Source organism: Rhizobacter sp. P1_G5, assembly GCF_056405435.1.
This window is the reverse complement of record NZ_JBFUCB010000004.1, coordinates 14,184-37,805: the sequence shown is the minus strand read 5'-3', so window position 1 is coordinate 37,805 and position 23,622 is coordinate 14,184. Positions and strand designations below refer to the sequence as shown.

General features: G+C 69.6%; 20 protein-coding genes. 12 read left to right on the top strand and 8 right to left on the bottom strand.

Annotation, left to right across the window (positions count from 1 at the left end; translation table 11 throughout):
* Positions 1–119: 119 nt before the first annotated feature.
* The 3 genes from AC1D12_RS00875 to AC1D12_RS00865 all read right to left on the bottom strand — a co-directional run bounded on the left by AC1D12_RS00875 (position 120) and on the right by AC1D12_RS00865 (position 6,298).
* A complete protein-coding gene (locus tag AC1D12_RS00875) occupies positions 120–2,078 on the bottom strand; it encodes a glycosyl hydrolase family 18 protein (protein WP_477838425.1) in 1,959 nt (652 codons plus the stop codon).
* Positions 2,079–2,222: 144 nt separating this feature from the next.
* Positions 2,223–4,241: a LamG-like jellyroll fold domain-containing protein gene (locus AC1D12_RS00870; RefSeq protein ID WP_477827049.1), complete on the bottom strand. Its 2,019-nt coding sequence runs from the start codon at positions 4,239–4,241 to the stop codon at positions 2,223–2,225.
* Positions 4,238–6,298 (bottom strand): autotransporter, encoded by a 2,061-nt coding sequence (locus AC1D12_RS00865; protein WP_477838423.1) that lies wholly within the window; start codon positions 6,296–6,298, stop codon positions 4,238–4,240. The genes AC1D12_RS00870 and AC1D12_RS00865 overlap by 4 nt, the downstream gene beginning before the upstream one ends.
* A gap of 362 nt (positions 6,299–6,660) precedes the next feature.
* Here AC1D12_RS00865 and AC1D12_RS00860 point away from each other — a divergent pair, with 362 nt between their 5' ends.
* From AC1D12_RS00860 to cyoE, 11 genes are all read left to right on the top strand, one after another.
* Positions 6,661–8,043 (top strand): pectate lyase family protein, encoded by a 1,383-nt coding sequence (locus AC1D12_RS00860; protein WP_477838421.1) that lies wholly within the window; start codon positions 6,661–6,663, stop codon positions 8,041–8,043.
* The gene (locus AC1D12_RS00855; RefSeq protein WP_477827919.1) at positions 8,040–8,312 is read left to right on the top strand and encodes an expansin family protein; all 273 of its coding nucleotides are present in this window, start codon (positions 8,040–8,042) and stop codon (positions 8,310–8,312) included. The genes AC1D12_RS00860 and AC1D12_RS00855 overlap by 4 nt, the downstream gene beginning before the upstream one ends.
* A gap of 272 nt (positions 8,313–8,584) precedes the next feature.
* On the top strand, positions 8,585–9,745 hold the full coding sequence (locus AC1D12_RS00850) for a hypothetical protein (protein WP_477838419.1): 1,161 nt from the start codon (positions 8,585–8,587) through the stop codon (positions 9,743–9,745).
* 105 nt (positions 9,746–9,850) lie between these two features.
* Entirely contained in the window at positions 9,851–10,366 is a 516-nt protein-coding gene (locus tag AC1D12_RS00845; protein WP_047510662.1) for a DUF1269 domain-containing protein, read from the top strand.
* A 42-nt stretch (positions 10,367–10,408) separates the two neighbouring features.
* Positions 10,409–10,927 carry a hypothetical protein gene (locus AC1D12_RS00840; RefSeq protein WP_465114909.1) on the top strand — a complete coding sequence of 173 codons (519 nt, stop codon included), beginning with the start codon at positions 10,409–10,411 and terminating at the stop codon, positions 10,925–10,927.
* A 9-nt stretch (positions 10,928–10,936) separates the two neighbouring features.
* A complete protein-coding gene (locus AC1D12_RS00835; protein ID WP_477838416.1) occupies positions 10,937–12,049 on the top strand; it encodes a cytochrome c oxidase subunit II in 1,113 nt (370 codons plus the stop codon).
* Positions 12,046–13,815, top strand: coding sequence for a cytochrome c oxidase subunit I (locus AC1D12_RS00830; RefSeq protein ID WP_477838414.1), 1,770 nt, complete (start codon positions 12,046–12,048; stop codon positions 13,813–13,815). Before AC1D12_RS00835 ends, AC1D12_RS00830 begins: the two co-directional genes overlap by 4 nt.
* The gene (locus tag AC1D12_RS00825; RefSeq protein WP_477838412.1) at positions 13,812–14,432 is read left to right on the top strand and encodes a cytochrome c oxidase subunit 3 family protein; all 621 of its coding nucleotides are present in this window, start codon (positions 13,812–13,814) and stop codon (positions 14,430–14,432) included. Before AC1D12_RS00830 ends, AC1D12_RS00825 begins: the two co-directional genes overlap by 4 nt.
* A gap of 4 nt (positions 14,433–14,436) precedes the next feature.
* Complete coding sequence (locus tag AC1D12_RS00820; RefSeq protein WP_477838410.1) at positions 14,437–15,117, top strand: heme-copper oxidase subunit III family protein; 681 nt, start codon at positions 14,437–14,439, stop codon at positions 15,115–15,117.
* An 8-nt stretch (positions 15,118–15,125) separates the two neighbouring features.
* Positions 15,126–15,440, top strand: coding sequence for a cytochrome C oxidase subunit IV family protein (locus AC1D12_RS00815; protein ID WP_047510671.1), 315 nt, complete (start codon positions 15,126–15,128; stop codon positions 15,438–15,440).
* Between the two features lie 10 nt (positions 15,441–15,450).
* Entirely contained in the window at positions 15,451–16,359 is a 909-nt protein-coding gene (gene cyoE / locus AC1D12_RS00810; RefSeq protein ID WP_477838435.1) for a heme o synthase, read from the top strand.
* On the opposite strand, the gene AC1D12_RS00805 is transcribed toward cyoE, so the two are convergent.
* The 4 genes from AC1D12_RS00805 to AC1D12_RS00790 all read right to left on the bottom strand — a co-directional run bounded on the left by AC1D12_RS00805 (position 16,335) and on the right by AC1D12_RS00790 (position 20,378).
* Positions 16,335–16,775, bottom strand: coding sequence for a CBS domain-containing protein (locus AC1D12_RS00805; protein WP_477838408.1), 441 nt, complete (start codon positions 16,773–16,775; stop codon positions 16,335–16,337). The two genes, cyoE and AC1D12_RS00805, sit on opposite strands and share 25 nt — an antisense overlap.
* A 65-nt stretch (positions 16,776–16,840) precedes the next feature.
* Positions 16,841–18,397: a sulfatase-like hydrolase/transferase gene (locus AC1D12_RS00800; RefSeq protein WP_477838433.1), complete on the bottom strand. Its 1,557-nt coding sequence runs from the start codon at positions 18,395–18,397 to the stop codon at positions 16,841–16,843.
* A gap of 21 nt (positions 18,398–18,418) precedes the next feature.
* A complete protein-coding gene (locus tag AC1D12_RS00795) occupies positions 18,419–19,387 on the bottom strand; it encodes a tripartite tricarboxylate transporter substrate-binding protein (RefSeq protein ID WP_465114901.1) in 969 nt (322 codons plus the stop codon).
* A gap of 25 nt (positions 19,388–19,412) precedes the next feature.
* Positions 19,413–20,378 carry a tripartite tricarboxylate transporter substrate-binding protein gene (locus tag AC1D12_RS00790; protein WP_477825536.1) on the bottom strand — a complete coding sequence of 322 codons (966 nt, stop codon included), beginning with the start codon at positions 20,376–20,378 and terminating at the stop codon, positions 19,413–19,415.
* 103 nt (positions 20,379–20,481) lie between these two features.
* On the opposite strand from AC1D12_RS00790, the gene AC1D12_RS00785 reads away from it, so the two are divergent.
* Positions 20,482–21,033 (top strand): MarR family winged helix-turn-helix transcriptional regulator, encoded by a 552-nt coding sequence (locus tag AC1D12_RS00785; protein ID WP_465114898.1) that lies wholly within the window; start codon positions 20,482–20,484, stop codon positions 21,031–21,033.
* Positions 21,034–21,099: 66 nt separating this feature from the next.
* Here the strand turns inward: AC1D12_RS00785 and AC1D12_RS00780 are convergent, their stop codons facing one another.
* A complete protein-coding gene (locus AC1D12_RS00780; protein ID WP_477838406.1) occupies positions 21,100–23,415 on the bottom strand; it encodes a pectate lyase-like domain-containing protein in 2,316 nt (771 codons plus the stop codon).
* Positions 23,416–23,622: the final 207 nt, after the last annotated feature.

Sequence of the window (23,622 nt, the reverse complement as noted above, 5' to 3'; positions counted from 1 at the left end):
TGCCGTCGAGGTCGATGACGGCGGCGTGCCAGGGGGCGCGGTCGAACGCGTGGGAACTCACGAATGCAGTCACGAATGCGGCATGGGGTCGAAAGACCGGATCATGCCGCACCCGTGGCTTACTTCGCGGCGGCCGTGGCCTTCATCAGTTCGCCGTTCAGGTCACCGTCCAGCGACCAGCTGAAGATGCCGCCCAGTCCCTTGGACTTCAGGTAGTTGATCTTCGTCTGGATCACTTCCGGCGTGTCGTAGCTCCAGAAGTTCGTGCCGTCGAACTTGTAGCTCTGCTTCGTGATCGGGTGCACGTACACCGTGCCCGCGGCGCTCTTCAGGACCTTGTAGTCCTCGATGCCCGCCTCGTAGGTGCCACGCGCCGGCGCCGTGGCCTTCTGGTACAGCCCGTTGTTGACGTTCGCCACGCCCGTCCAGCCGCGGCCGTAGAACGGAATGCCGAGGTTGATCTTGTTCGCCGGCATGCCCGATTGCAGCAGGATGCCCACCGCCTCGTCGATGTTGTAGTACGACGCGACGCTGCGCACGCCCGGCTTCAGCGGGTCGTAGTAGTTCGGCCCCGACGGATCCGGATAGAGGTTCGACTGGAAGTCGGTCGGGCCCTGCGGCTCGAACCCACCGTGGAAGTCGTAGCTCATCAGGTTGACCCAGTCCATGTACTGGCCGTACTGGCCGGGCTCGGTCGCGTCGATCTTGTCCTTGCCCGAGCCGAGCGCGGCGGTCAGCAGGTAGTGCTTGCCGTTCACCGCATCGAGCTGGGCACGGAACTCCTTCATCAGCAGCGTGAAGTTGTGGCGGTCGGCCGCGCTCACGGTGTTGTACGGCTGGCCGATCACGGCCGGGAATTCCCAGTCGATGTCGATGCCGTCGAACACGCCGGCCAGCACGCCGTCGCCGCCCCTGCCGCTGTACGCCGGCAGGTTGCCCTTGATGTAGATGTTCAGGCAGGAGCTCACCAGCTGCTTGCGCAGCGCATCGGTCTGCGACGCGGCGGAGAACCACTTCGACCACGTCCAGCCGCCGAGCGAGATCAGCACCTTCAGGTTCGGGTACTTGGCCTTCAGCCCCTTCAGTTCGTTGAAGGAACCGGCCAGCTTCGAATCCCAGGTCGGCGCGGCACCGACCAGGCGCAGCGGCGTGCGGCCGTAGTCGGCCCAGGCGTCGCCGCCGGTGCCGGCGCTTGGATCGTTCGGGTTCGTCGCGCCCGGCTCGAGCTTGTCGATGCCCTGCGCACACTCGTAGCCGCCGTTCTTCTGGTAGATGTTCGCGAACGCGTAGTTGACGAAGGTCAGCGCGTTGGCCGAGCCCGACGAGATGATGTCGGCGACTTCATAGCCGCGGCCGTACACGCCCCACTGCGTGAAGTAGGAACCGACCTGGCGACCGCCGGGCGCCGGGGCCGGCGCGGGGGCCGGTGCAGGCGCGGGTGCGGGTGCCGGGGCCGGCGACGGCGCGGGGGCCGGTGCGGGAGCAGGAGACGGCGCAGGCGCCGGTGCGGGAGCCGGTGCCGGGGCGGTCGAGCAATTGCCGACGGCCGTCCACGGCTGGCCGCTGCCGGCGGGGCCGCTGCTGGTGGCCGGGTTGTTGTTCTGCGTCCAGTAGTTGGCCTTGTAGTTCACGCCGTTGTAGCTGACGGTCGCGCCGCCGGTGTAGGCGGTGGCAGCCACCCAGGCGAGGTAGCAGGTGCCGCCCGGGTTCGGCGGGGGCGCCGGTGCGGGCGCGGGGCTCGGCGCCGGTGCGGGCGACGGCGCGGGAGCGGGTGCAGGAGCCGGCGCGGGGGCCGGGGCGGCGTTCGTCGGCGACCACAGCGACGGCGTGGTCGGCGGCGTCCAGTTGGTGCCCGCCCAGGCGGTGTGCGTGACCAGCGCGACATAGTCGCGGCCGCCATAGCTCACCACCGTGCCGACGGTGTAGGTGACGCCTTCGCGCCAGGCGGGCGCGCTGGACTGCGCCAGTTGCACGTCGCTGGCCCAGACGCCCTGCTCGCCGTAGGCCGACGCGGCCTGGACTTGCCCCCACAGGCTGCCGATCGCGACGGCAACCATGCTCATACCCAGTGCTTTCACTTTCATCTCCCTGATCTCCGGTTGAGATGCATACAAAAACCAGGGAGGGAGTGTGCTGGTACTGGATTGGTATTCCAATCGAGGTTTCTCAAAGATACCAATTCGTACCGCTTGCAAAGCGGCTGCCGATGCGGAGGTGAATGGTCACGCCCCCGCCAGCGCCGCGATCGCCTGCGCATCCAGCGCACCGGCATAGACGCGCAGGTCGCGCACCGCGCCCTTCAGGTAGGGATCGCTGGCGTACTGCGAGCGGCCGATCCAGCCGTCCATGCCCGCGCCGAGGTCGCTGGGCGCGAGCGTCATCGCGGCATTCGTGCCCACCGCCACGCCGTTGACGTAGAGGGTGCCGGTGCTGCCCGACAGGGTCACTGCCACGTGCGCCCATGCGCCGGTCGGCAGGGCCGTGCCGTCGATGATCTGCGCGCCGTAGCCGTGCACCGTGTCGATCGAGAAGCGCACGACGCCGGCGGCGTTGCGCGGCGTCAGGAACATGCTGCGCCGCGGCCCGGAGCCGACGTCGAAGAGGCGCGCCCAGGCCTGCGCGGCGTCCACCCGCACGCGGGCCGCCAGCGTGCAATCGCCCAGTGTCTCGACGAGTCCCGGCGGCAGGCTGGCGAAATCCTTCAAYCCGTCGAAGACCCGCCCGCCGCCTTCGTCGAACGGCTGGTGCAGCACCAGCCGCGGCGTCGCCGACACCGAGACCTCGGCCGATGCCGCGCTCTCGCCGCCGGCCGCATCCACCGCGGTGACGACGTAGTGCAGCAAGGTGGCGCCCGGCGCCGGCGTGTCGGTCCAGGTCAGCAGGTCGCTGACCGTCGCGACCGTCGTGTAGGGCCCGCCGGCGCGGTCGGCCCGCTTGACGCGGTACGACGGTGCATTGGGCACGCCCCACCACGACAGCAGCACGGCACCGCCGTGCAGGCGCGCCGTCAGGCCGCTCGGGCTGCCGCCGGTGCGCGGCTCGCGCGCGTAGGTCAGCGTGCCGAAGCCGAGCTGGTCGCCGTTGCCGCCGTCGTACTCCGGCCGCAGCTGCTCGGCCTGCCGCTTGACCCAGGGCGCGGCCACGCCGAGCCGGCCTTCGTAGTGGTGCAGCACCGATTCCCAGACCGGGCGCCGGGCGCCCAGGGCGGCCGGCGACACGCCGGTGCTGACACCCTGCTTGTTGCTGTACTCGTGATAGGGCATCGCGTAGAAGGCGCCGGCCGCATCGACCAGGTTGCTCTTCGCGACGTACTCGGCGCCCGCCAGGAAGCGGTTGTTGTCGAACCGGTAGACGTCGTCGCCCTGGTTCCAGGCCATCTCGCAGAACATGCCGGCCAGCCCGATGCCGAGCGTGGCATGCCCCTGGTCGCGCCCGCTCTCCTGCCACTGGCCGAGGTAGCCCGGGTGCACGTGGCACACCGCCTGCAGCGCGGCGCCGTTGCCGGCCCCGTTGCGGTAGTAGGCCATCGCCTCGTCGTAGATGTCCGGCCGGTCGCACAGCACGCCGATGCTCAGCACGCAGGCCAGCGCGCACTGGTCCCAGTTCGCCCAGTAGTTCGTGATGACGGCGCCGTTGTGCCGCACCAGGAAGTCGCTGCTCAGCGGATAGAACACCTTCAGCATCATGTCCTGGAAGCGCGCCAGGTCGGCCGCGGCCCAACCCGGGTAGGTGCGCAGGATCTCGGCCGCGTTGGCGAACTGCACGCCGTAGATGCCGGCGGCCAGGAAGCGGTCGGCATTGCCGGTGATGCCGGTCAGCGTCGACGACCAGGCATTCAGGAAGGCGACGCACAGGTCGGCATAGCGCGTGTCGCCCGACACCTTCCAGCGCAGCGCCAGCTGGTAGGCGCGCGCCGTGTCGATGTAGAGCTGCGCGAAGTTCTGCCCGTCGCCGCCGCGCACCACCGTCTGCAGCGGCCGCGGCGACGCGCCCAGCTGCGAGCGGCCGTTGGAAGTCAGCGCGTTCCAGCCGCTCAGCCACGGCTGGGCCTGGGCGGCGACCTTCTTGCGCATGCGCTCGAAATCGCTCTCGGTATGCAGCAGGCCGGGGTGCACGAAGGTGCGCGCCCGCGGGGCTACCGCGTCGCCGTCACCGTCACCGCTGCCGGGTTCGCTGCCGCAGCCGGCCGCGCCGAGCACGCCGACCCCGAGGGCCGACGCAAGAAGTTGACGACGCCTCATGGGATCCTCACGAAAAAGCGGGTCGCGTCCTGGCCGGTCACGACCTGGGTGCCCTGGATGTCGATGCTGCCGAACGCACCGCTCAAGCCGCCGGCGGCCTCGATCAGCACCAGCGTCTGCCCGGCAGCGAGGCCGCTGCCGACGTTCAGCTTCAAGGTTCCGCCCAGCACCGCGCGGCCGGCCGTCGACAGGTGGTCCTGGTCGACGCCCGGCCGGGTGCCGGCGATGTTCRGTGTCAGCACGCCGTTCGCGCCTTGCGTGAAATTRCCGCCCAGGCCGAGTTCGTGCTGGCCGCTCGCGAAGCCGAGCGCCGCGTTGTTGACCACGCTGCCGGTGCCGAACGCATCGGCGCCGGCGGCCAGCAGCGTGCCGCCGTCGATCGTCGTCGTGCCGCTGTAGCGGTTGCCCGACAGCGTCGTGGTGGCGCTGCCGCGCTGCAGCAGGCTGCCGCTGCCGCTGATGTTGGACAACGCGATGTCCGTCGAGGTGTTCTGCACCACCAGCTGGCCGTCGTTGACGATCGCATCGCCGGCGGCCGCCGGCAGCAGGCTGGCGTCGCCGCTGTAGGTGGCCTGCAGCAGCGTGCTGCGGGTGTTCTTGTCGGCGTTGATGGTGATGTAGTTCAGCGGCACCGGCTGGCCGGTGCCCAGGCGCAGCACGGCCTTCGCGCCGATGGTGGTGATGCCGTGGTAGTTCTGCGGCTGCGCGAAGGTGACGTCGTTGCCCGGCGTGCCCATCACCGTGACGTTGCCGGCGCCGGTGGTCTCGCTCTTGTCCGGCCCGCCACCGCCGCCGGTGATGCCGACGTTCAGCGTCACCGGGCCGTTGTAGTTGAAGGCCAGCGTGCCGCCGCGGTGCAGGTTGATGTACGCGTTCTTCTTGCCGGCCGGTGGGTTCACCGCCGCCGGCGACGGTGCCGACGGCAGGAAGAAGCGGTTGTGCGTGCCGTCGCCCCATTGCACGGTGCCGCCGGCCTCGATGTTGATGCCGCGGTAGCTGGCATCGTTGCCGTTGACGGCGTTCGCGCCGCCGCGGTAGATCACCTTGGCCAGGTTCAGGCCAGGGTCGCTCAGGCCGGGATCGACCAGGTTCGGGCTGCCGTGCGGGCTGTTGTCGGTGTGGCCGTAGACGCCGCTCATCACGATCGTCGAGTTGCCGATCGGGTGGAAGTTGATGTCGCCGCCGAAGGCCGCCTCGAAGATGTCCTGCCTGACGGTGACGACGCTGCCCGGCGGGCTCCACACCAGCCACGAGCCTTCGTTGAGCACCGCCTTCGCATTCGGCAGCGCCGCGGCGACGTGGTTGCTGCCGAAGTCCTGCCCGGCGCTCAGCGACAGCACGCCCGAGAAGCTGCTGGCGCCGCCCAGCGTGTTGCCGCCCCACACGTCGGGCAGCTGCGAGATCGATCCGCTGCCGCTGACCTGCCCGAGGCGGATGAAGTTCGCGCTCTTCAGCACGAGGCGGCCGTTGTTCAGGATGTTGTCGAGGTTGACCTCGCCGTTCACCACGCTCGCCGGGTTCTTGCTGTCGGAGGTGGCGATGATGTTCGGGTTGTTGTCGGCGCTGCTGTTGGTGCCGATCTGCAGCGTGGCGCCGGCATCGATGGTCAGCACCGGCGGGTTGCTGCCGGCGATCTCGAGCTGGTAGCCGGCACCGGGCCAGGTCTTCTTCGTGACCACCTGCACCTGCTGCGCGTCGGGCAGCGTGAAGGTGCTGGCCTGCGTGATCACCAGCGTGCCGGGGCTGGCGCTGCCGCCGGCCGGCGTGAGCGTGAGCCGGCCCTGGCCGGAGATCACCCCGGTGTAGGTGCTGACGCCTGCCGGCAGCCGGATCACCGCATCGCCGGTCAGCACGACATTGGCGTTGGCCAGGATGGCGGCGGTGATGTCGGCGGCGCCGCCGCTGCCGGCCGACTCGCCTTGTGCGGTGGCGCCGTCACTCGAGCCCGAGCCGCCGCCGCAGGCTGCGAGCGCGGCCAGTGCGAGGATCGATGCGAGGGCCAGCGCGGACAGGCGCGAAGAAATTGGATTCACAGGATCGAGGGATGTCAACAACATGCGAGCGAGGCTACGTGCGCAGGCGCGGCGCGGCTTGACCGACAGTTGATGAATCGATGACCATCGTCAGTGGATGTGACAGGCGCCACGCGGCACACGGAAGGTCTCAACATGGCCTCGACGTCGACGTGGTGACGCGGCCGGGGACTTCGGTTTCAAGTTGTGAGCCATGCGACGAATCGGGACGACCGGTCCTGTCATTCCGGCGAGCTGCAGGCCGTCCTCGCTTGCATCCCGTTGCACGGCGTCTCGTGCTGCCAACGCATGGGCGCCGTTCGTCGCCTGTTCAGAGTTCCGTCAAGTCTCGCGGTGTCGTGCTTCACACAATCGTTGCTGAACACGAGTCCGGACCCGAGGCCCCCATGCGAACACTGCTCCCCGCCCTTTTTGCCGCCGCGCTGCTCGCCGGCTGCAATGACGAGTCGACCGACACCCCGGCGAGCGCATCCGCTGCGCCCGCGCCGACACCTGCGCCTTCGCCGGCCCCGGCCCCGGCTCCAGCGCCCTCACCTGCACCCGCGTCTTCACCCGCCCCTTCGCCGGCACCTGCACCTGCACCTGCACCTGCACCTGCACCTGCACCCGCACCCGCACCCGCACCTGCACCGGCCCCTGCGCCGGCCCCCGCATCCGCCTCCGGCGACAACAGCCGCGACGTGGCACCGACCACCGGCTGGGCCAGCCAGGCCGGCGGCACCAGCGGCGGCTCGACCGCCACCGCCTCGGCCGTCTACAAGGTCACGACCGCCACCGAACTGCTGGCCGCGCTGAAGGCCGGCGGCAGTGCCGCGACGATCGTCAAGGTGGTCGGCCGCATCGACATGGCCGCGGCCGACAACGGCGGCGCGTTCGCGAACACCACCGACCAGAAGGCACGCGCCCGGCTCGCGTTGAAGAGCAACACCACCCTCATCGGCGCCGGCAGCGACGCCGGGCTGGTCAACGCCTACCTGCAGGTCAGCGGCGTGCAGAACGTCATCATCCGCAACCTGCGCATCGTCAACCCCTGCGATGTCGGCCCGGTGTGGGACCCGAACGACGGCGATGCCGGCAACTGGAACTCGCAGTACGACGGCATCACGGTCGACGGCTCGACCCACGTCTGGATCGACCACAACAGCTTCACCGACGCACCGCAGACCGACGACCTGTCGCCGGTCGAGAACGGCAAGGTCAAGCAGTGCCACGACGGCGCGCTCGACGTGAAGAACGGTTCCGACTACGTGACCGTGTCGAACAACGTCTTCGACCAGCACGACAAGAACAACCTGATCGGCTCGTCCGACAGCACGACCAGCGACGACACGCACCTGACGGTCACCTTCCACGGCAACCTGTTCAGCAACATCACCGAGCGCGCGCCGCGCGTGCGCTTCGGCAGCGTGCACGTCTACAACAACTACTTCGAAGGCAGCAAGTCGCACCCGGTGTACGCGCACCAGTACAGCATCGGCGTGGCCTACAAGGCGAAGATCATCTCGGAGAACAACGCGTTCGACATCCAGGGCGCCAGCGGCTGCACCAGCGTGCTGAAGAACCCCGGCTCGTCGAGCAAGACCGGCGCGATCAAGGAGAGCGGCTCGCTGCTGAACGGTGCGGCGCTGGACACGAGCCAGTGCAGCTTCAGCACCAGCGTCGGCTGGACCGTGCCGTACGCCTACGCCAGCGCGCTGCTGCCGGCCAGCAGCGTGAAAGCATCCGTCAAGGCATCGGCAGGGTCCGGCAAGCTGACGGTCGCGCCGTGAACCGGCGCGCGGGCCGGTGGGTCGCCGGCATCATGGCCACGGCGCTGGCCGCCTGCGGCGGAGGGGGTGGCGGAAGCGACAGCGCGGCCACCTCGCCCGTCGCCGGCAGCGTCGCGCGCACCGACTACAACTACTTCGTCCATCCGGCCGAGATCGCGGCGGGGCCGCTCCAGGTGCGCGTCACCGCGCTGGGCGGAGCGACGCTGCTCGACACGCTGCCCGAACCCGCGGGTGGTGTCGTCGTGCAAGGCAAGGCGCAATTCCCATGAAGAACATGACCCGCCCCGGCGCACTCGCCTTGCTGGCCGCGTTGGCGGCCTGCGGCGGCAGCTCGTCCGACCCCGCACCCGCTCCTTCGCCAGCGCCCGCGCCAGTTCCGGCCCCCGCTCCAGCTCCAGCTCCAGCTCCAGCTCCAGCTCCAGCTCCAGCTCCAGCTCCAGCTCCAGCTCCAGCACCTGCACCTGCGCCATCTCCGGCCCCCGCACCCGCGCCCGCAGCATGCGACCCGCTGTCGCAGCGGCTGCGCGCGAGCTCGGTGACCGTGGGCGGCAACGCGGCCCCCAACGACGAGTACACGCCCGCGGTGATCGCGCCGCGCAGCGACGGCAGCGCCTGGCTGGCCTGGACCGACCGCAGCGCCGCGTCCATCCGCATGGCCGCACTGACGGCCACGGACAGCCTCGATCGCGCGCTGCCCGGCGTGGYCGGCCTGGAAGTGCATGCCATCCTCGCGACGCCCGGCGGCGCGGCGCTGGCGGTCGTCGCCGACGACCCGGACATCTACTCGCCCAAGTACTGCCGCGGCAGCAGCACGCCCGACAAGAACGTCTGCGGCAGGATGGACCTGGTGCGCGTCGGCGGCGATGGCGCCCTGCTGTCGCGCACCACGCTGACGAAGAAGGGCAACGTCGACAGCGTCGGTGCGCAGTTCATCTGGTGGTACGGGCACACCGCGCGGCTCGCCACCGACGGCTCGACGATCGGCATCTACTACCGCTCGGCGATGTCCACCGCGCGCCCGAACGTCRCCGGCGAGGTCGACATCCATGCCGGCGACACGCTGAAGTTCGTCGACGCGAACGGCAAGGCGGTGGCCGGCGGCTGGGACTGGGGCTGCAGCCACAGCTGGTCGGTGCGCACCGCCTGGAACGGCACGCAGTGGGGCGCGACCTGCCACGGCGACGCCTACCCGAACGCGATGCAGCAGGCGCGCCTGGCCACGCCGTCGGCCGCAGCCGACACGCTGCAGTGGCTGGCCGGCACCGATCCGACGCAGCGCGCACTCGGTGGCCTGGTGGGCGCGAGCGACGGCTTCTGGATGAACTTCATCCAGCCCGCGGCCACCGGCGGGCTGTCGCTGCAGCTCGCGAAGCTGCCGAACCGCGGCACGGCACCGGTCCAGCAACTCGGCATCGGCGCGGCCACCGGCCTCGACGCCAGCTACCCATTCCGCCCCTACCTGGCCGCGCTCGGCAGCGACAGGCTGCTGCTGGGATGGAAGTCGGGCGGCGCGCTGATGCTGGCGGTGGCGAACGCGTCGGATGGAAAGCTCGTCGAAGGCCCGGTTGCGTCCGGCCTGGCGATCGATCAGTTCCAGGACATGGTCACGGCCCCGAATGGCGACGTGCTGTGGGCCTACAGCGCCGGCGGTTCGCAGATCCAGGTCAACCGCGTGGCGGCGTGCAAGCTGCCTGCGCGCTGAGACGCACGAGAGACGCGCGACGCTGGGTTGTGCCCGCTTGCCGATCGCCCCGAATGGGAGTACGGTGATCGCCAATCGCTTCGCAAACTGCACAAGGAGGCGGCCATGCGCAGACGCATCTATTGGCTGTTGCCCGACCTGGCCAGCGCCCGGCGGACGATGGATGACTTGTTGCTCGCCCGGATCTCCGAGCCGCACATCCACTTCGTCGCCCGCGAGGGTGAGGTCCTGACCGGCCTGCATCCGGCCAACCTGCTGCAGACCTCCGACGTGGTGCGTTCGGCGCAGGCCGGCCTCGTCATCGGCGGCGCCGCCGGTGCCGTGCTGGGCGTGATCGTCGCGCTGTTCTTCCCGCTCTTCGGCGACTCGCCGGAATGGGGCATGGTCGCCGTGCTGGCGATCGTCGGCGCGGGCTTCGGGGCCTGGTCGTCCAGCCTGATCGGCATCTCCACCCCCAATCACCGGCTCAAGCGCTTCGAGTCCGCCATCGAGCAAGGCCAGATCCTGCTGATGGTCGACGTGCCGCGCTCGCGCGTCGACGACATCGAATCCCGCTTGCAAACCCTGCACCCGGAAGCRCATCTGGAAGGCGTGGAGCCGAACATCCCGGCGTTTCCCTGATCCGGGCTGCCATTCGACGGCGCCTCCCGCATGGAGGTGACGATGGAACATCGATTGCATCTGCATCGCTGGGAGCGGCGGGAACCTGACTGGTCCGCCGCCGCGGTGTCCGGCTTTGCCGCCGGCGCGGTCCTGATGGTGCTGGAACTCCTCTGGGCGGCCGCTGCCGGCAGCATGGGGCCGTGGCGCATCTCGCAGCTGGTCGCGGCGATCGCGCTCGGTTCGGACACCGGCCACGCCTCCGAGTCGTTCAGCGTGGGCATCGTGGCGGTGGCGCTCGCCACCCACTACGTGCTGGGCACTGCGTTCGGCATGGTGCTCGGCTTCATCAGCGCCGGCTTCCGCTACGACACCGGGCCGCTCGCGCTCGCGGTCGTCGGCCTGGTGTTCGGCGCGTTGCTCTACCTGGCGAGTTTCCACGTGGCCACGCAGGTGTTCCCCTGGCTGGTGGAGTTGCGCGGCTGGGGCACGTTCGCGGCCCACCTGCTGTTCGGTGTCACGGCGTCGCTGCTGTACTGGAAGCTGGCGCGGCGCCGCCAGTCCCCGCCGCCCGGCCACTGAACGCCGGCCATGGTCATCGCCCTCGTCCTGCTGGTGCTCGTCGTCGCGTCGGTGCTGTTCCACCTCGTCACGCCGTGGTGGACGACGCCGCTCGCGTCCAACTGGAAGCAGATGGACGACACGCTGACCATCACGCTGGCCATCACCGGGCTGTTCTTCGTCGTCATCAACCTGTTCGTCGCCTACACCGTCTGGCGCTTCCGGCACCGCGCCGGCCAGCGCGCCGCGTACGAGCCCGAGAACAAGCGCCTGGAGCGCTGGCTGATCGGCGTCACGACGCTGGGCATCGCCGGCCTGCTGGCGCCGGGGCTGGTGGTGTATGCCGACTACGTGCACCCGCCCGCCGATGCGCGGCTGCTCGAGATCGTCGGCCAGCAGTGGCAGTGGCGCTTCCGCCTGGCGGGCGCGAGCGGCAAGCTGGGCGGCAGCGACGCGCGCTTCGTCAGCGGCAGCAACCCGCTCGGGCTCGACCCGGCCGATGCCGCCGGGCAGGACAACGTCATCGTGCTCGGCAACGAGGTGCACCTGCCCATCGGCCACCCGGTGAAGGTGCTGCTGCGCTCGCACGACGTGCTGCACGACTTCTTCGTGCCGCAGTTCCGCGCACGCATGAACATCGTGCCGGGGCAGGTGAGCTCGTTCTGGTTCACGCCGACGCAGCCGGGGCGCTTCGAATCGATGTGCGCGCAGCTGTGCGGCGTCGGCCACCCCGACATGCGCGGCTACGTCGTGGTCGAGGATGACGCGGCGTTCCAGGCCTGGCTGAAGCAGCAGCCCACCTTCGCGGCGACGCAGGCCRCCGCCGCGCCGGCTGCCGCAGGCACCGGCACGCCGGCCGCGCTGGGCCGCTCGCTGGCCCAGACCAAGGGCTGCGTGGCCTGCCACACGGTCGACGGCAGCCCCGGTGTCGGGCCGACCTGGAAGGGCCTGTTCGGCAAGACCGAGACGATGGTCGACGGATCCACCGCGCTGGTCGACGAGGCCTACCTGAAGGACTTCATCCGCAACCCGAAGGCACGCGCCGTGAAGGGCTTCGCCCAGGTCATGCCGCAGATCGAGCTGACCGACGAGGAACTGGCGGCCCTGGTGGCCTACATCCGATCGAACGGCAAACCGTCATGAGCTACGTCGACACCGGTGCGCACCACGCCCCGCAGACCTTCATCACGAAGTACGTGTGGAGCCAGGACCACAAGGTGATCGCGGTCCAGTACGCGAGCACGGCCATCGTGGTCGGGCTGATCGGCCTGCTGCTGTCCAACCTGATGCGGCTGCAGATCGGCTTCCCGGGCCAGTTCGCCTTCATCAACGCCGAGCGCTACTACCAGTTCGTCACCATGCACGGGATGATCATGGTGATCTACCTGCTCACGGCGCTGTTCCTCGGCGGCTTCGGCAACTACCTGATCCCGCTGATGGTCGGTGCGCGCGACATGGTGTTCCCGTACATGAACATGCTGAGCTTCTGGGTCTACCTGCTGTCGGTGCTGGTGCTGCTCGCGAGCTTCTTCGTGCCGGGCGGGCCCACCGGCGCGGGCTGGACGCTGTACCCGCCGCAGGCCATCCTGCCCGGCACGCCGGGCTTCGAGGGCGGCATCGTGCTGATGCTGGTGTCGCTGCTGATCTTCATCGTCGCCACGACGATGGGCGGGCTCAACTACGTCACCACGGTGCTGCAGGCACGCTGCGAAGGCATGACGCTGCTGCGCATGCCGCTGGCCGTGTGGGGCATCTTCGTCGCCACCATCCTCGCGCTGCTGGCCTTCCCGGCGCTGTTCGTCAGCGGCGTGATGATGCTGCTCGACAAGACCCTGCACACCAGCTTCTTCATGCCGGCCCTGGTCTCGATGGGGCAGGTCACCGACTACAAGGGCGGCAGCCCGCTGCTGTTCCAGCACCTGTTCTGGTTCTTCGGCCACCCCGAGGTCTACATCGTCGCGCTGCCGGCCTTCGGCATCGTCTCCGACCTGATCAGCGTGCACGCGCGCAAGGCGATCTTCGGCTACCGCATGATGGTCTGGGCGATCGTCGTCATCGGGGCCCTGAGCTTCGTGGTGTGGGCGCACCACATGTTCGTCAGCGGCATGAACCCGTGGTTCGGCTTCTTCTTCGCGACCAGCACGCTGATCATCGCCGTGCCCACCGCGATCAAGGTCTACAACTGGGTGCTCACGCTGTGGCGCGGCGACCTGCACCTGACGGTGCCGATGCTGTTCACGCTCGCCTTCATCCTCACCTTCCTGAGCGGCGGGCTGACCGGGCTGTTCCTCGGCAACGTCAGCGTCGACATCCCGCTGTCGGGCACCTACTTCGTGGTGGCCCACTTCCACATGGTGATGGGCGTGGCGCCGCTGCTGGTGGTGTTCGGCGGCATCTACCACTGGTTCCCGAAGGTGACCGGCCGCATGCTGGACGACCGCCTCGGCAGGTTCCACTTCTGGGTCACCTTCATCGGCACCTACCTGATCTACTTCCCGATGCACTACCTGGGCGTGCTCGGCATGCCGCGGCGCTACTACCACTACGAGAACTACCAGTTCATCCCGGCCTCGGCGCACGCGCTGAACGTGTTCATTACGGTGGTCGCGCTGACGGTGGGGGCGGCGCAGCTGGTGTATGTCTTCAACCTGGTCTGGAGCGCGTTCCGCGGCCGCCGCGCCGACCCCAACCCCTGGCGCGCCGCGTCGCTGGAATGGGCCACGCCGGACACCCCGCCGGTGCACGGCAACTGGGGGCCGCGGCTGCCGGTGGTGCACCGCTGGGCCTATGCCTACAGCGTGCCGGGCGCGCCGCAGGATTTCATCGCGCAGGATGCGCCGCTCGACGCCGGTGGCCAGGAGCCCGAGCCGCCCGACCCGCCCGGACAAGCCAGGGAGGTGTCGAGATGAACAGCGCCGTGCTCGGATCCCCGGCCGTCGACGACTCGCCCGCCGCGCGCGCACTGGACACCGGCCTGTGGGTGTTCATCGCGGTCGCGAGCACGCTGTTCGCGCTCTTCCTGTCGGCCTACGTGATGCGCATGGACGGCGCCGCCGACTGGTCGACGCTCGCGCTGCCGCGGCAGCTGTGGCTGAGCAGCGCGCTGCTGCTGGCCGGCAGCCTGCTGCTGCAACGCGCCGCCGCGGCCGCCCGCAGCGCGCGCTGGCCGGCCGCGCGCAGCCTGCTGCTGGCCGGYGGCGTGTGCGCGATGGCCTTCATCGGCGTGCAGCTGTGGGCCTGGCAATCGCTGCTGGCCGCGCGCGTGGGGCTGGCCGGCAACCCGGCCGCCAGCTTCTTCTACGTGCTGACGGCGCTGCACGGGCTGCACGTGCTCGGCGGGCTGGTCGCCTGGGCCTCGACGATGCCCGCCGCGGCGTCGCCGCCGCCCGAGCCGGCGCGCGTGGCGCGGCGCATCGCGCTGTGCGCGCGCTACTGGCACTTCCTGCTGGCCGTGTGGGCGGTGCTGTTCGCCGCCCTCGGCGGGCTGACGCCGGACGTGGTCCGGTTCATCTGCGGCAGGGGGTGACACCATGAGTGCCGTCATCCACGACCCCGGCGCAGCGCCACCGCTCGGCTGGCGCGGGCTGGTCACCGACTGGTCGTCCGACCGCCAGGCGTTCCACGTCGCCTGGGGCAAGGCGATGATGTGGTTCTTCCTGCTCAGCGACACCTTCATCTTCGGCTCCTTCCTGACCGGCTACATGACGGTGCGCACCTCGACCACGGTGCCCTGGCCCAACCCGAGCCAGGTGTTCGCGCTGCACGTCGGCGGCGCCGACGTGCCGCTGCTGCTGATCGCGATCATGACCTTCGTGCTGATCACCAGCAGCGGCACGATGGCGATGGCGGTGAACTGCGCGTACCGGCGCGACCGCGTCAATGCCGCGGCGCTGATGTTCATCACCGCCGGCTTCGGCGAGATGTTCGTCTGCATGCAGGCCTTCGAATGGACCAAGCTGATCCTCGAAGGCGTGCGGCCCTGGGGCAACCCGATGGGGGCGGCGCAGTTCGGCTCGACCTTCTTCATGATCACCGGCTTCCACGGCCTGCACGTCACGGCCGGCGTGATCTACCTGGTCGTGATCGCGGTGCGCCTGCTGCGCGGCCGCTACGACGGCGGCAACTACCAGATCGTCGAGATCGCCGGCCTGTACTGGCACTTCGTCGACCTGGTGTGGGTCTTCATCTTCGCGCTGTTCTACCTGTGGTGAGGTGTGCCATGACGACGGGAACCGGGCAACAGCATCCGATCGGCCTGTACCTCAAGATATGGGCGCTGCTGTTCGTGCTCAGCACGCTGTCGTACGGCGTCGACTACTTCCATTTCCAGGGGCTGCTGCGCTGGACCCTGATCGTGGTCTTCATGCTGCTGAAGGCGGGGCTGATCGTCGCGGTCTTCATGCACCTGGCCTGGGAGCGGCTGGCGCTGATCTGCGCGATCCTGCTGCCGCCGCTGTGCCTGCTGGTGCTGGTCGGGCTGATGGCGTCCGAGGCCGGCCACACGCACCTGACGCGCCTGCTCTTCTTCCGCTGAGGGCTGCCCCATCGACACCATCGCCTCCGTCCCGGCCGCCCGCGCGCCCTGGCGCAGCTACCTGGAGCTGACCAAGCCGCGCGTCGTCGCGCTGATGCTGTTCACCGTCCTCGTCGGCATGCTGCTGTCGACACGCGGGGCGTTGCCATGGCGGGCGCTGGTCTTCGGCTCGCTGGGCATCGGCCTGGTGGCCGGCGCCGCGGCGGCCGTCAACCACCTGGTCGACCGGCGCATCGACGCGGTCATGGCGCGAACGCGCGGCCGGCCGCTGCCGCGCGGGACGGTGCGCGCCGGGCAGGTGATCGTGTTCGCGACGGGGCTGGGGCTGGGCGGCATGGTGTTCCTGCTGGTCTTCACGAACCCGCTGTGCGCCGCGCTGACCTTCGCGTCGCTGGTCGGCTACGCGGTGATCTACAGCATGTTCCTGAAGCGCAGCACGCCGCAGAACATCGTCATCGGCGGGGCGGCGGGCGCGGCCCCGCCGCTGCTCGGCTGGGTCGCCGTGACCGGCCAGCTCGACCCGGGCGCGCTGCTGCTGTTCCTGATCATCCTGGTGTGGACGCCACCGCACTTCTGGGCGCTGGCGATCCACCGCCGCGACGACTATGCGCGCGCCGAGGTGCCGATGCTGCCGGTGACCCACGGCGTCGCCTTCACGTCGGCGCGCATCCTGCACTACACCGTGGCCCTGGTGCTGATCACGGCGCTGCCGTTCGCGATCGGCATGAGCGGCCTGCCCTACCTGGCCGGCGCGATGCTGCTCGGCGGGCGTTTCGTCATGCTGGCATGGCGCCTGCGCCGCGACGTGCGGCTGGCGATGCCGGTGTTCCGCTATTCGATCGCCTACCTGTTCGGCCTGTTCGCGCTGCTGCTGGCCGACCATGCGCTGGCCGGTCAGGAATGGTCCCCGGCGATGTAGTGCTCCAGCTGCTCGATGATGAATTTCTGCTCGGAGATGATGTTCTTCACCAGGTCGCCGATCGAGACCAGGCCGATCAGCTTGCCGCTCTCCATCACGGGCAGGTGGCGCAGCCGGTTGTCGGTCATCAGCGCCATGCATTCCTCGCTGGTGTGGCGCGGGTGCACGTACATCACCGGGCTGGCCATGATGTCGCGCAGCGGCGTCTCGCGCGACGCGCGGCCCTTCAGCGCCACCTTGCGGGCGTAATCGCGTTCGCTGACGATGCCGACCACGCGATCGTCCTCGACGACCACCAGCGCGCCGACGTTCGCCTGCGCCATCAGGCGCAGCGCGTCATAGACCGACTCGGCGGGGTCGATCGTGTGGAYGGTCGTGTCGACCTTGGCCTTGAGGATGTCGGCGACGGTGGTCATGGCAGCTGCTCCCCGCTACGAACCTGGTCGTAGTGTGCGCCCGCACGGGGCCGGCCGCCAGGGGCCTACCACTGTCCGAAGTACACGCCGGCGCGCTTGTGCGCGTGGGTCCCGCGCTCGACCACCGCATCGCTGACCGTGGTGCGCCGCTTGCGGCGCGCGAGCCAGTCGAACAGCTGCGTGCGCAACTCGATGCGCCGGGTGAGCGTCCCCGCGTCGCGGCCCAGGTCGTGCATCTCGTCGGGATCCGACTGCAGGTCGTAGAGCTGCTCGGGTTCGTCGAGCCAGTACACGTAGCGCCAGCGCGCCGTGCGCAGCGACCAGGCGCGCGCGTTCTGCGGGCTCTTGCCCAGGCGCAGCCGCGCCTGCTTGAAGCTGTAGTCGAGCTCCGAGTACACGCTGTCGCGCCAGGCCGGCGTGCCGCCGTGCAGCAGCGGCAGCAGGCTCTCGCCTTCGAGGCGGTGCGCCGGGCGTTCGATGCCGAGCGCCTCCAGCACGGTCGGCACGATGTCCACGCTCTCGACGAAGCGCGGGTCGACGCTGCCCCGCGTGGCGTCGGCCGCGGGCGACGGATCGACCACGATCAGCGGCACGCGCTGCACCATGTCGTAGAACAGTTCCTTCTCGCCCAGCCAGTGATCGCCGAGGAAGTCGCCATGGTCGGCGGTGAAGACGATCAGCGTGTCGTGCAGCACGCCGAGCCGGTCCATGTGCTCGAACAGCCGGCCGAGGTGGTCGTCGAGCTGGTGGACCAGGCCCTGGTAGGCCGGCCGCACGGTGCGCACGCACTCGTCCATCGAGAAGCTGCGGCTCTCCTCGCTCTCGCGGTAGGCGGCCAGCACCGGATGCGCGTCGCGCAGCTCGGCCTGGGTGCGCAGCACCGGCAGGCATTGGTCGGGCGTGTAGAGCGCGTGGTACGGGGCCGGTGCCATGTAGGGCCAGTGCGGCTTCACGTAGCTCAGGTGCAGCACCCACGGCTCGTCGCCCACGCGCGACATGAAGCGCATGGCCTGGTCGGTCATGTAGGCCGTCTCCGAATGCTCTTCGCGCACGCGCGCGGGCAGGTGCACGTTGCGCATGTGCCAGCCGCTGACGACCTGGCCGTTCGCGTCGACGGCCGAGATCACGTGGTCGCTCCAGGGGTCGGCGCCGGCATAGCCGTGGGAACGCAGGAAGGCCGGATAGCCGCTTTCGGCGCCGGGCGTGTGGTGGCCGTCGTAGCGGTCGATCTCCTCGAAGCCGCCGCGTTCGAGCAGGGCCGCGAGCTCGCTGCCGCCGTCGAGGTGCAGCCGCGCCAGGCCCTCGCGGTCCGGGATGACATGCGACTTGCCGGCCAGCACGACGCGCCGGTCCGCGCCGCGCAGGTAATCGCCGAGCGTCAGCTCGCCGATCGACAGCGGCACGCGGTTCCAGGTGGCGCCATGGCTCGACGGGTAGCGGCCGGTGTAGTAGCTCATCCGCGAGGGCCCGCAGACACCGGAATTGACGTGGGCCTGCTCGAAGCGCACGCCGCGGCGCGCCAGCGCATCGATGTGGGGCGTGCGCAGCCAGGGGTGGCCGTAGCAGCCCAGGTGATCCCGCCGGAGCTGGTCGGCCATGATGAACAGGACATTGCGCGGCATCGTGGACTCGCTCACCTCGTCTCAGGGCGCGAAGCCGGAGCGGCGCACCACCGGCTCCCACTGCTCGCGGAAGGCCTTGACCATCTTCGCGGTGTCCGCCGGCGTGCTGACCACCGGGGCCAGGAACAGCGCATTGAAGGCCTGCTGGACGGCCGGCTCCTGCATCACGTCGTGGATCGCCTGGCCGAGCAGCTGCACCTTGGCCGGCGGCATCGAGCTGGGCGCGAAGAAGGCGTTCCAGCCGGCGGCGTCGACCTTCATGCCGGCCTCGCGGAAGGTCGGGATGTCTTTCGCGAAGCTCGCACGCTGCGTGCCCGACACCGCCAGGATGCGGACCTTGCCGGCGACGTGCTGCGGGTACAGCGAATCCAGCGTGTCGATGGCGATCGGCACCTTGCCGGCGACCACGTCGGCCAGCAGCGGCGCCGACCCCTTGTAGCCGACGATCTGCGGCTTGATGCTGAGGGCGTCGCCCGCCATCAGGCCGAAGAAGTGCGGCAGGCTGCCGGTGGCCGGCACGCCGAATCGGGTGTCCTGCGGATGGGCCCACAGCCAGCTGACGAGGAACATCAGCCGGTCCAGCGGCACCGCGGGGCCGACGGCGATCGCGAAGTCGTAGCTGGTCACCTGCGACACCGGCACGAAATCCTTGTCGGCGTCGTAGCCCGCCGCCTTGTTGAAGACGATCGGGGCCACCACCATCACCGCGGGGTTGGCCAGCAGCAGCAGGTTCTGGTTGGCCGGCGTGTGGCTGAGCTGCTGCGCGGCGAGCCGCCCGCCGTCGCCGGGGCGGTTGTCGACCGTCACCGCCACCCCGAGCTTCTTGCCGAGGTGCTCGGCCACCACGCGGGCCGCGCGGTCCGTGCTGCCGCCGGCCGCATAGCCGACGACGAGCGTGACCGGCTCGTTCAGCGCCTGCGCCGCAGCGGCCGAAGTCGCGAGCACGAGACAGCAGGCGGCCAGCGGCCGCCAGAGGAGGGGCAAGTTCAAGGGTTGTCTCCCGTTGTCGTGGTGATCAGGGCACGAAGCCCGCCCGCTTGACCACCGGCTCCCACTGCGCGCGGAAGGTCTTCAGCATCTGCGCCGTCTCGGCCGGCGTGCTGAGCACCGGTGTCAGGTACATGGTTTCGAAGGCCTTGCGCACCGACTCGTCCTGCATCGCGGTGCGGATCGCTTGGCCGAGCAGCTGGACCTTGGCCGGCGGCATGGATGCCGGTGCGAAGAAGGCATTCCAGCCGGTGGCGGCGACGTTGAAGCCGGCCTCGCGGAACGTCGGGATGTCTTTCGCGAAGCCCGCGCGCTGCGTGCCCGACATCGCCAGGATGCGCACCTTGCCGGCCGCATGCTGGGCATAGAGCGCGTCCAGCGTGTCGATCGCCACCGGCAGCTGGCCGCCCAGCAGGTCGTTGGCCAGCGGCGCCGAGCCCCGGTAGCTGACGATCTGCGGTGCGACCTTCACCGCATCGCCCAGCATCAGGCCGAAGAAGTGCGGCAGGCTGCCGGCCGCGGGCACGCCGAAGTTGGCCTTCTCGGGATTGGCCTTGAGCCAGGCCACCAGGTGCGGCCACTCGCGCACCGGCACCTCGCGGCCCACGGCCACCGCGAACTGGTAGTCGGCCACGCGCGAGACCGGCACGAAATCCTTGTCCGGGTCGTAGCCCACATCCTTGAAGACGAGCGGCGCCACCACCATCACGGCCGGGTTGCCCAGCATCAGCACGTTCTGGTTCGCGCCCGCGCGGCGCACCTGCTGCGCGGCGATGCGCCCACCGGCGCCGGCCACGTTCTCGACCACCACCGTCACGCCGAGTGCGCTGTGCAGCTTGTCGCCGATGACGCGGGCGACACGGTCCGAGCCGCCGCCCGGTGCATAGCCGACGACCAGCGTCAGCGTGCCGTCCAGCGCGGCCGCCTGGACGCCCCAGGAGGCCAGTGCGACACTGAATCCGGCGACCAGGCGCCATGAGAGCAAGGAACGCATTCAACCCTCCGTCACTTGGTGCGAATCTAGGTGACGGCCCGATGGTTGATCTAATCCATCATCTGCACGCATCGATGCCGCGTGCGAATCACGACACAGTCCGATGACCGCTCCCGTCACCGCCCGATCCCTGCTCGCGCCGCAGGGCCTCGACGACCTGCTGATGTACCGGCTGGCCCGCGTCGTGCGCGCCAGCGGCGGCATGGTCACGCGCCTGGTCGAGGGCGGCTTCGGCATCACGCGGCGCGAATGGGGCATGGTGGCGAGCCTGTACCCGATCGACGAGATCACTTCGTCGGCGCTGGCCGAGCGCCTGCAGCTCGACCGCGTGCGCACCTCGCGCGCGCTGCAGGGCCTGGTGAAGAAGGGGCTCGTGAACTCCCGGCGCAGTGCTGCCGACAAGCGCGTCGTGCACCTGAGCCTGGCCGACAGCGGCCGCCAGCTGTACGAGCAGCTGTTCCCGCGCATCGCGCAGCTCAACACCGAGCTGCTGGCCGCGCTCGACGCGGCGCAGATCGATGTGCTGGCCCACAGCCTGCAGCTGCTCGAAGCGCAGGGCCGCACGATGAGTGCGATGGGCCGCGTGACCGACAAGGCCGACCGCCGCACCGGCGGCGCGCGCCGGCCGTTCTCGCCGGCCGCGGGCCGGCCCTGAGCGCCCGCCAAAGAAAACGGCCCGCCGCTTCACAGCGACGGGCCGCGCTTCAGGCGCCTGCGGCGCTTACGGGAAGTTGATCACGTTCACCGGGATCGTCGACACGCCTTGTGCCGCCGCGCCGGTGTTGTTGACCACGTGGTCGATCACGCCCACGCCGCCCAGCGAGACCGTCAGCACGCTGTGCAGCTTGACGCCCGGCGTGGCTGGAACCTCGAAGCCGCGACCGGCGTGGATCTGCGGGTTGATGTTGAAGAAGCAGTACGCGCCGCCGCCCCACAGCTCGTGCGTCGTCACCGAATCGGCCACCTTGTACGCGGCATAGCCCACCGCGTCGCTGCGCCAGGTGGTCTGGCTCGGTGGGTCGTACGGGAACTCGTTCTGGAAGAAGATCGTCTTGCCGTTCTGGCCGTTCCAGATCACTTCGTACTTCTGGTAGTGCTCGACGAACAGGCCGGTGGCCAGCACGTCGTTGCCGTTCACGACCACGCCGGTGTCGGCGGTGTTGATGCCCCAGCCGGTCGCGGCGATGCCGTGGTCGGCGCGCCAGGCCCAGATGTGGTCGATGATCGTGTTGTGGCTGTTCACGATCAGGCTGTTGGTCGCCTTGCCCGACACCGCGCCGCCGATGCGGAAGAAGATGTCGTGGATGCTGATCGGGTTGGCCGCGTGGTTGTTCGCGGCCCCCGTCGGGCCGACCGTCAGCAGCGATTGGCTGTTCACGGTGCCGGCATCGAACAGCAGGCCGGCGATCTTGACGCCGTCGACATCGGCCACGCTCATCGGCACCACGCCGCCCGTCGGCACCAGGGCCGGGAAGCCCAGGCCCAGCACCACGGTGTTGGCCCGCGTGATGCGGATCGTGTCGTTGAGCTGGTAGGTGCCCGGCGTGAAGAACAGGTTCAGCCCTTGCGCCAGCGCCTGGTTCAGCGTCGCCGCGGTGTCGGCCGGCTTGGCCACGTAGAACTGGCTCATCGGGATCGAGCTGCCGGCCGTCGCGCCGTTGGCCCAGCTGGCGCCGGACGCATTGGTGCGCAGCGACGGCACGAACACGCGGTACTTGCCGGCGCTGTCGATGTACAGGTAGGGCTTGTCGCGCGAGAACGGCGTGGTCGGCAGCACCGTGTACACCGGCTGCGGGAAGGTGGTCGCGGCCGGGCCGCCCGGCACGCCGGAGAACACCATGTTCCAGACGCCGCCGGTCCAGCTGCCGAGGTTGCTGTCACGCGTGTACCACTGCTGCTGCGAGCCGGAGCTGATCTGGCCGTCGATCTTGCTGTCGGCGATGTAGCCGCCGCTCGCGTAGCCCTGGCCGCCGTCCATGTTCGACGGGCCCAGCGTCATGTTGCCCAGCACGTGGATGCGGCGCATCGGTGCGGCCTGCGAGACGGCCCAGCGGTTGGTGCCGCCGTTCGGCACGATCGACAGGTTCTCGGCGGAGCGCCAGAAGTTCTGCGTCGCGTTCTTCTCGTCGCCGAGGTTCCAGCCGCTGTCGACGTTGAGCGCACCGTTCTGGAAGCGCACGTCGTCGGGGTTCACGCCGAGGCCGGCCACCGTCGTGTAGAAGCCCAGGTTGATCCACAGGTCGTTGTAGGTGCCCGGCTTGAACAGGAAGGTGAAGCGCTGGMCGCCGAACTGGGCGGTCGAGCTCTTGTTCATCGAGTCGAAGGCGCTGTTGACCTTGGTGCGGATGGTGTCGATCGGCGTCGACGGCTCGAAGATCGAAACGTTCGGGCCGAAGTCCGGCGTGTCCGAGGTCGGCAGCGTGCTGCCGTTGGTCGTGATCTTGAACGACGAGGCCAGGTCGTTGAAACCGACGCTGCCGAGGTTCGGCGTGTCGCCGGTCAGCGTGACCGAACCGCCGCCGTAGTTGATGTCGTTGAAGAGCTGCACCTTGTAGCCGGCGCGCACCTTCACCGACGAGAAGCGGTCGTTCCACGTGCCACCGACCCAGCTGCTGTCGGCGTCGGCGCAGGTCACGGCGCCGGCGTAGTTGGCGTTCTCGTAGAAGCAGGCGATGCCGGTGGGCACCGGGTCGACCGGCGGGGTCGTGCCGCCCACCGTGTAGCTGAAGGCCGGCGTGTCATAGGCCGGGTTGCCGTTGTTGTAGGTGAACGAGTAGCCGAGCACGGTGCCTTGCGCCGCGTTGGTCACCGCCTGCTCATAGCGCGCGTTGGCGCTGGACCAGGTCATGCGCACGTTCAGCTGGCCGCCACCGTTGACGGTGTAGTGCGTGTCGACCCAGGTCGTGGCGACGGTGGATTTGAACCAGATCGTCGCGGTGCTGCCGGACACGGCAACGCCCTGCGTGTAGTCGGCCGCGCGGGCCGGAAAGGCGATGGCCGCGAGCAGCGCAGCGCAGGCCCACAAGAAAAGCGTCACCCACGACCCGGCGCCGTTCGCGCGCGGGCGGGGGACGCGGTGCATCCCTGCTGAAGTCAACATGTCGATCTCCGTCAAAGGCCGGCCCGGCGGGGCTGGCGGAATTCACGGGCGCAGTGGCTGCGCCCGCCGCATGAGGAACCGGCGCGGTGGTTTGTGTGCGGCGGGATTTGACGGCTGTTGTTGCTCTTCAGGCCACTTGGAACC

What these genes read in the sequence shown, in the direction of transcription:
- AC1D12_RS00840 (WP_465114909.1), top strand. Translation starts at nt 10,409, where the DNA reads ATGGAACATCGATTGCATCTGCATCGCTGGGAGCGGCGGGAACCTGAC.
- AC1D12_RS00790 (WP_477825536.1), bottom strand. Translation starts at nt 20,378, where the DNA reads ATGCGTTCCTTGCTCTCATGGCGCCTGGTCGCCGGATTCAGTGTCGCA.
- AC1D12_RS00820 (WP_477838410.1), top strand. Translation starts at nt 14,437, where the DNA reads ATGAGTGCCGTCATCCACGACCCCGGCGCAGCGCCACCGCTCGGCTGG.
- AC1D12_RS00800 (WP_477838433.1), bottom strand. Translation starts at nt 18,397, where the DNA reads ATGCCGCGCAATGTCCTGTTCATCATGGCCGACCAGCTCCGGCGGGAT.
- AC1D12_RS00785 (WP_465114898.1), top strand. Translation starts at nt 20,482, where the DNA reads ATGACCGCTCCCGTCACCGCCCGATCCCTGCTCGCGCCGCAGGGCCTC.
- AC1D12_RS00815 (WP_047510671.1), top strand. Translation starts at nt 15,126, where the DNA reads ATGACGACGGGAACCGGGCAACAGCATCCGATCGGCCTGTACCTCAAG.
- AC1D12_RS00830 (WP_477838414.1), top strand. Translation starts at nt 12,046, where the DNA reads ATGAGCTACGTCGACACCGGTGCGCACCACGCCCCGCAGACCTTCATC.
- AC1D12_RS00860 (WP_477838421.1), top strand. Translation starts at nt 6,661, where the DNA reads ATGCGAACACTGCTCCCCGCCCTTTTTGCCGCCGCGCTGCTCGCCGGC.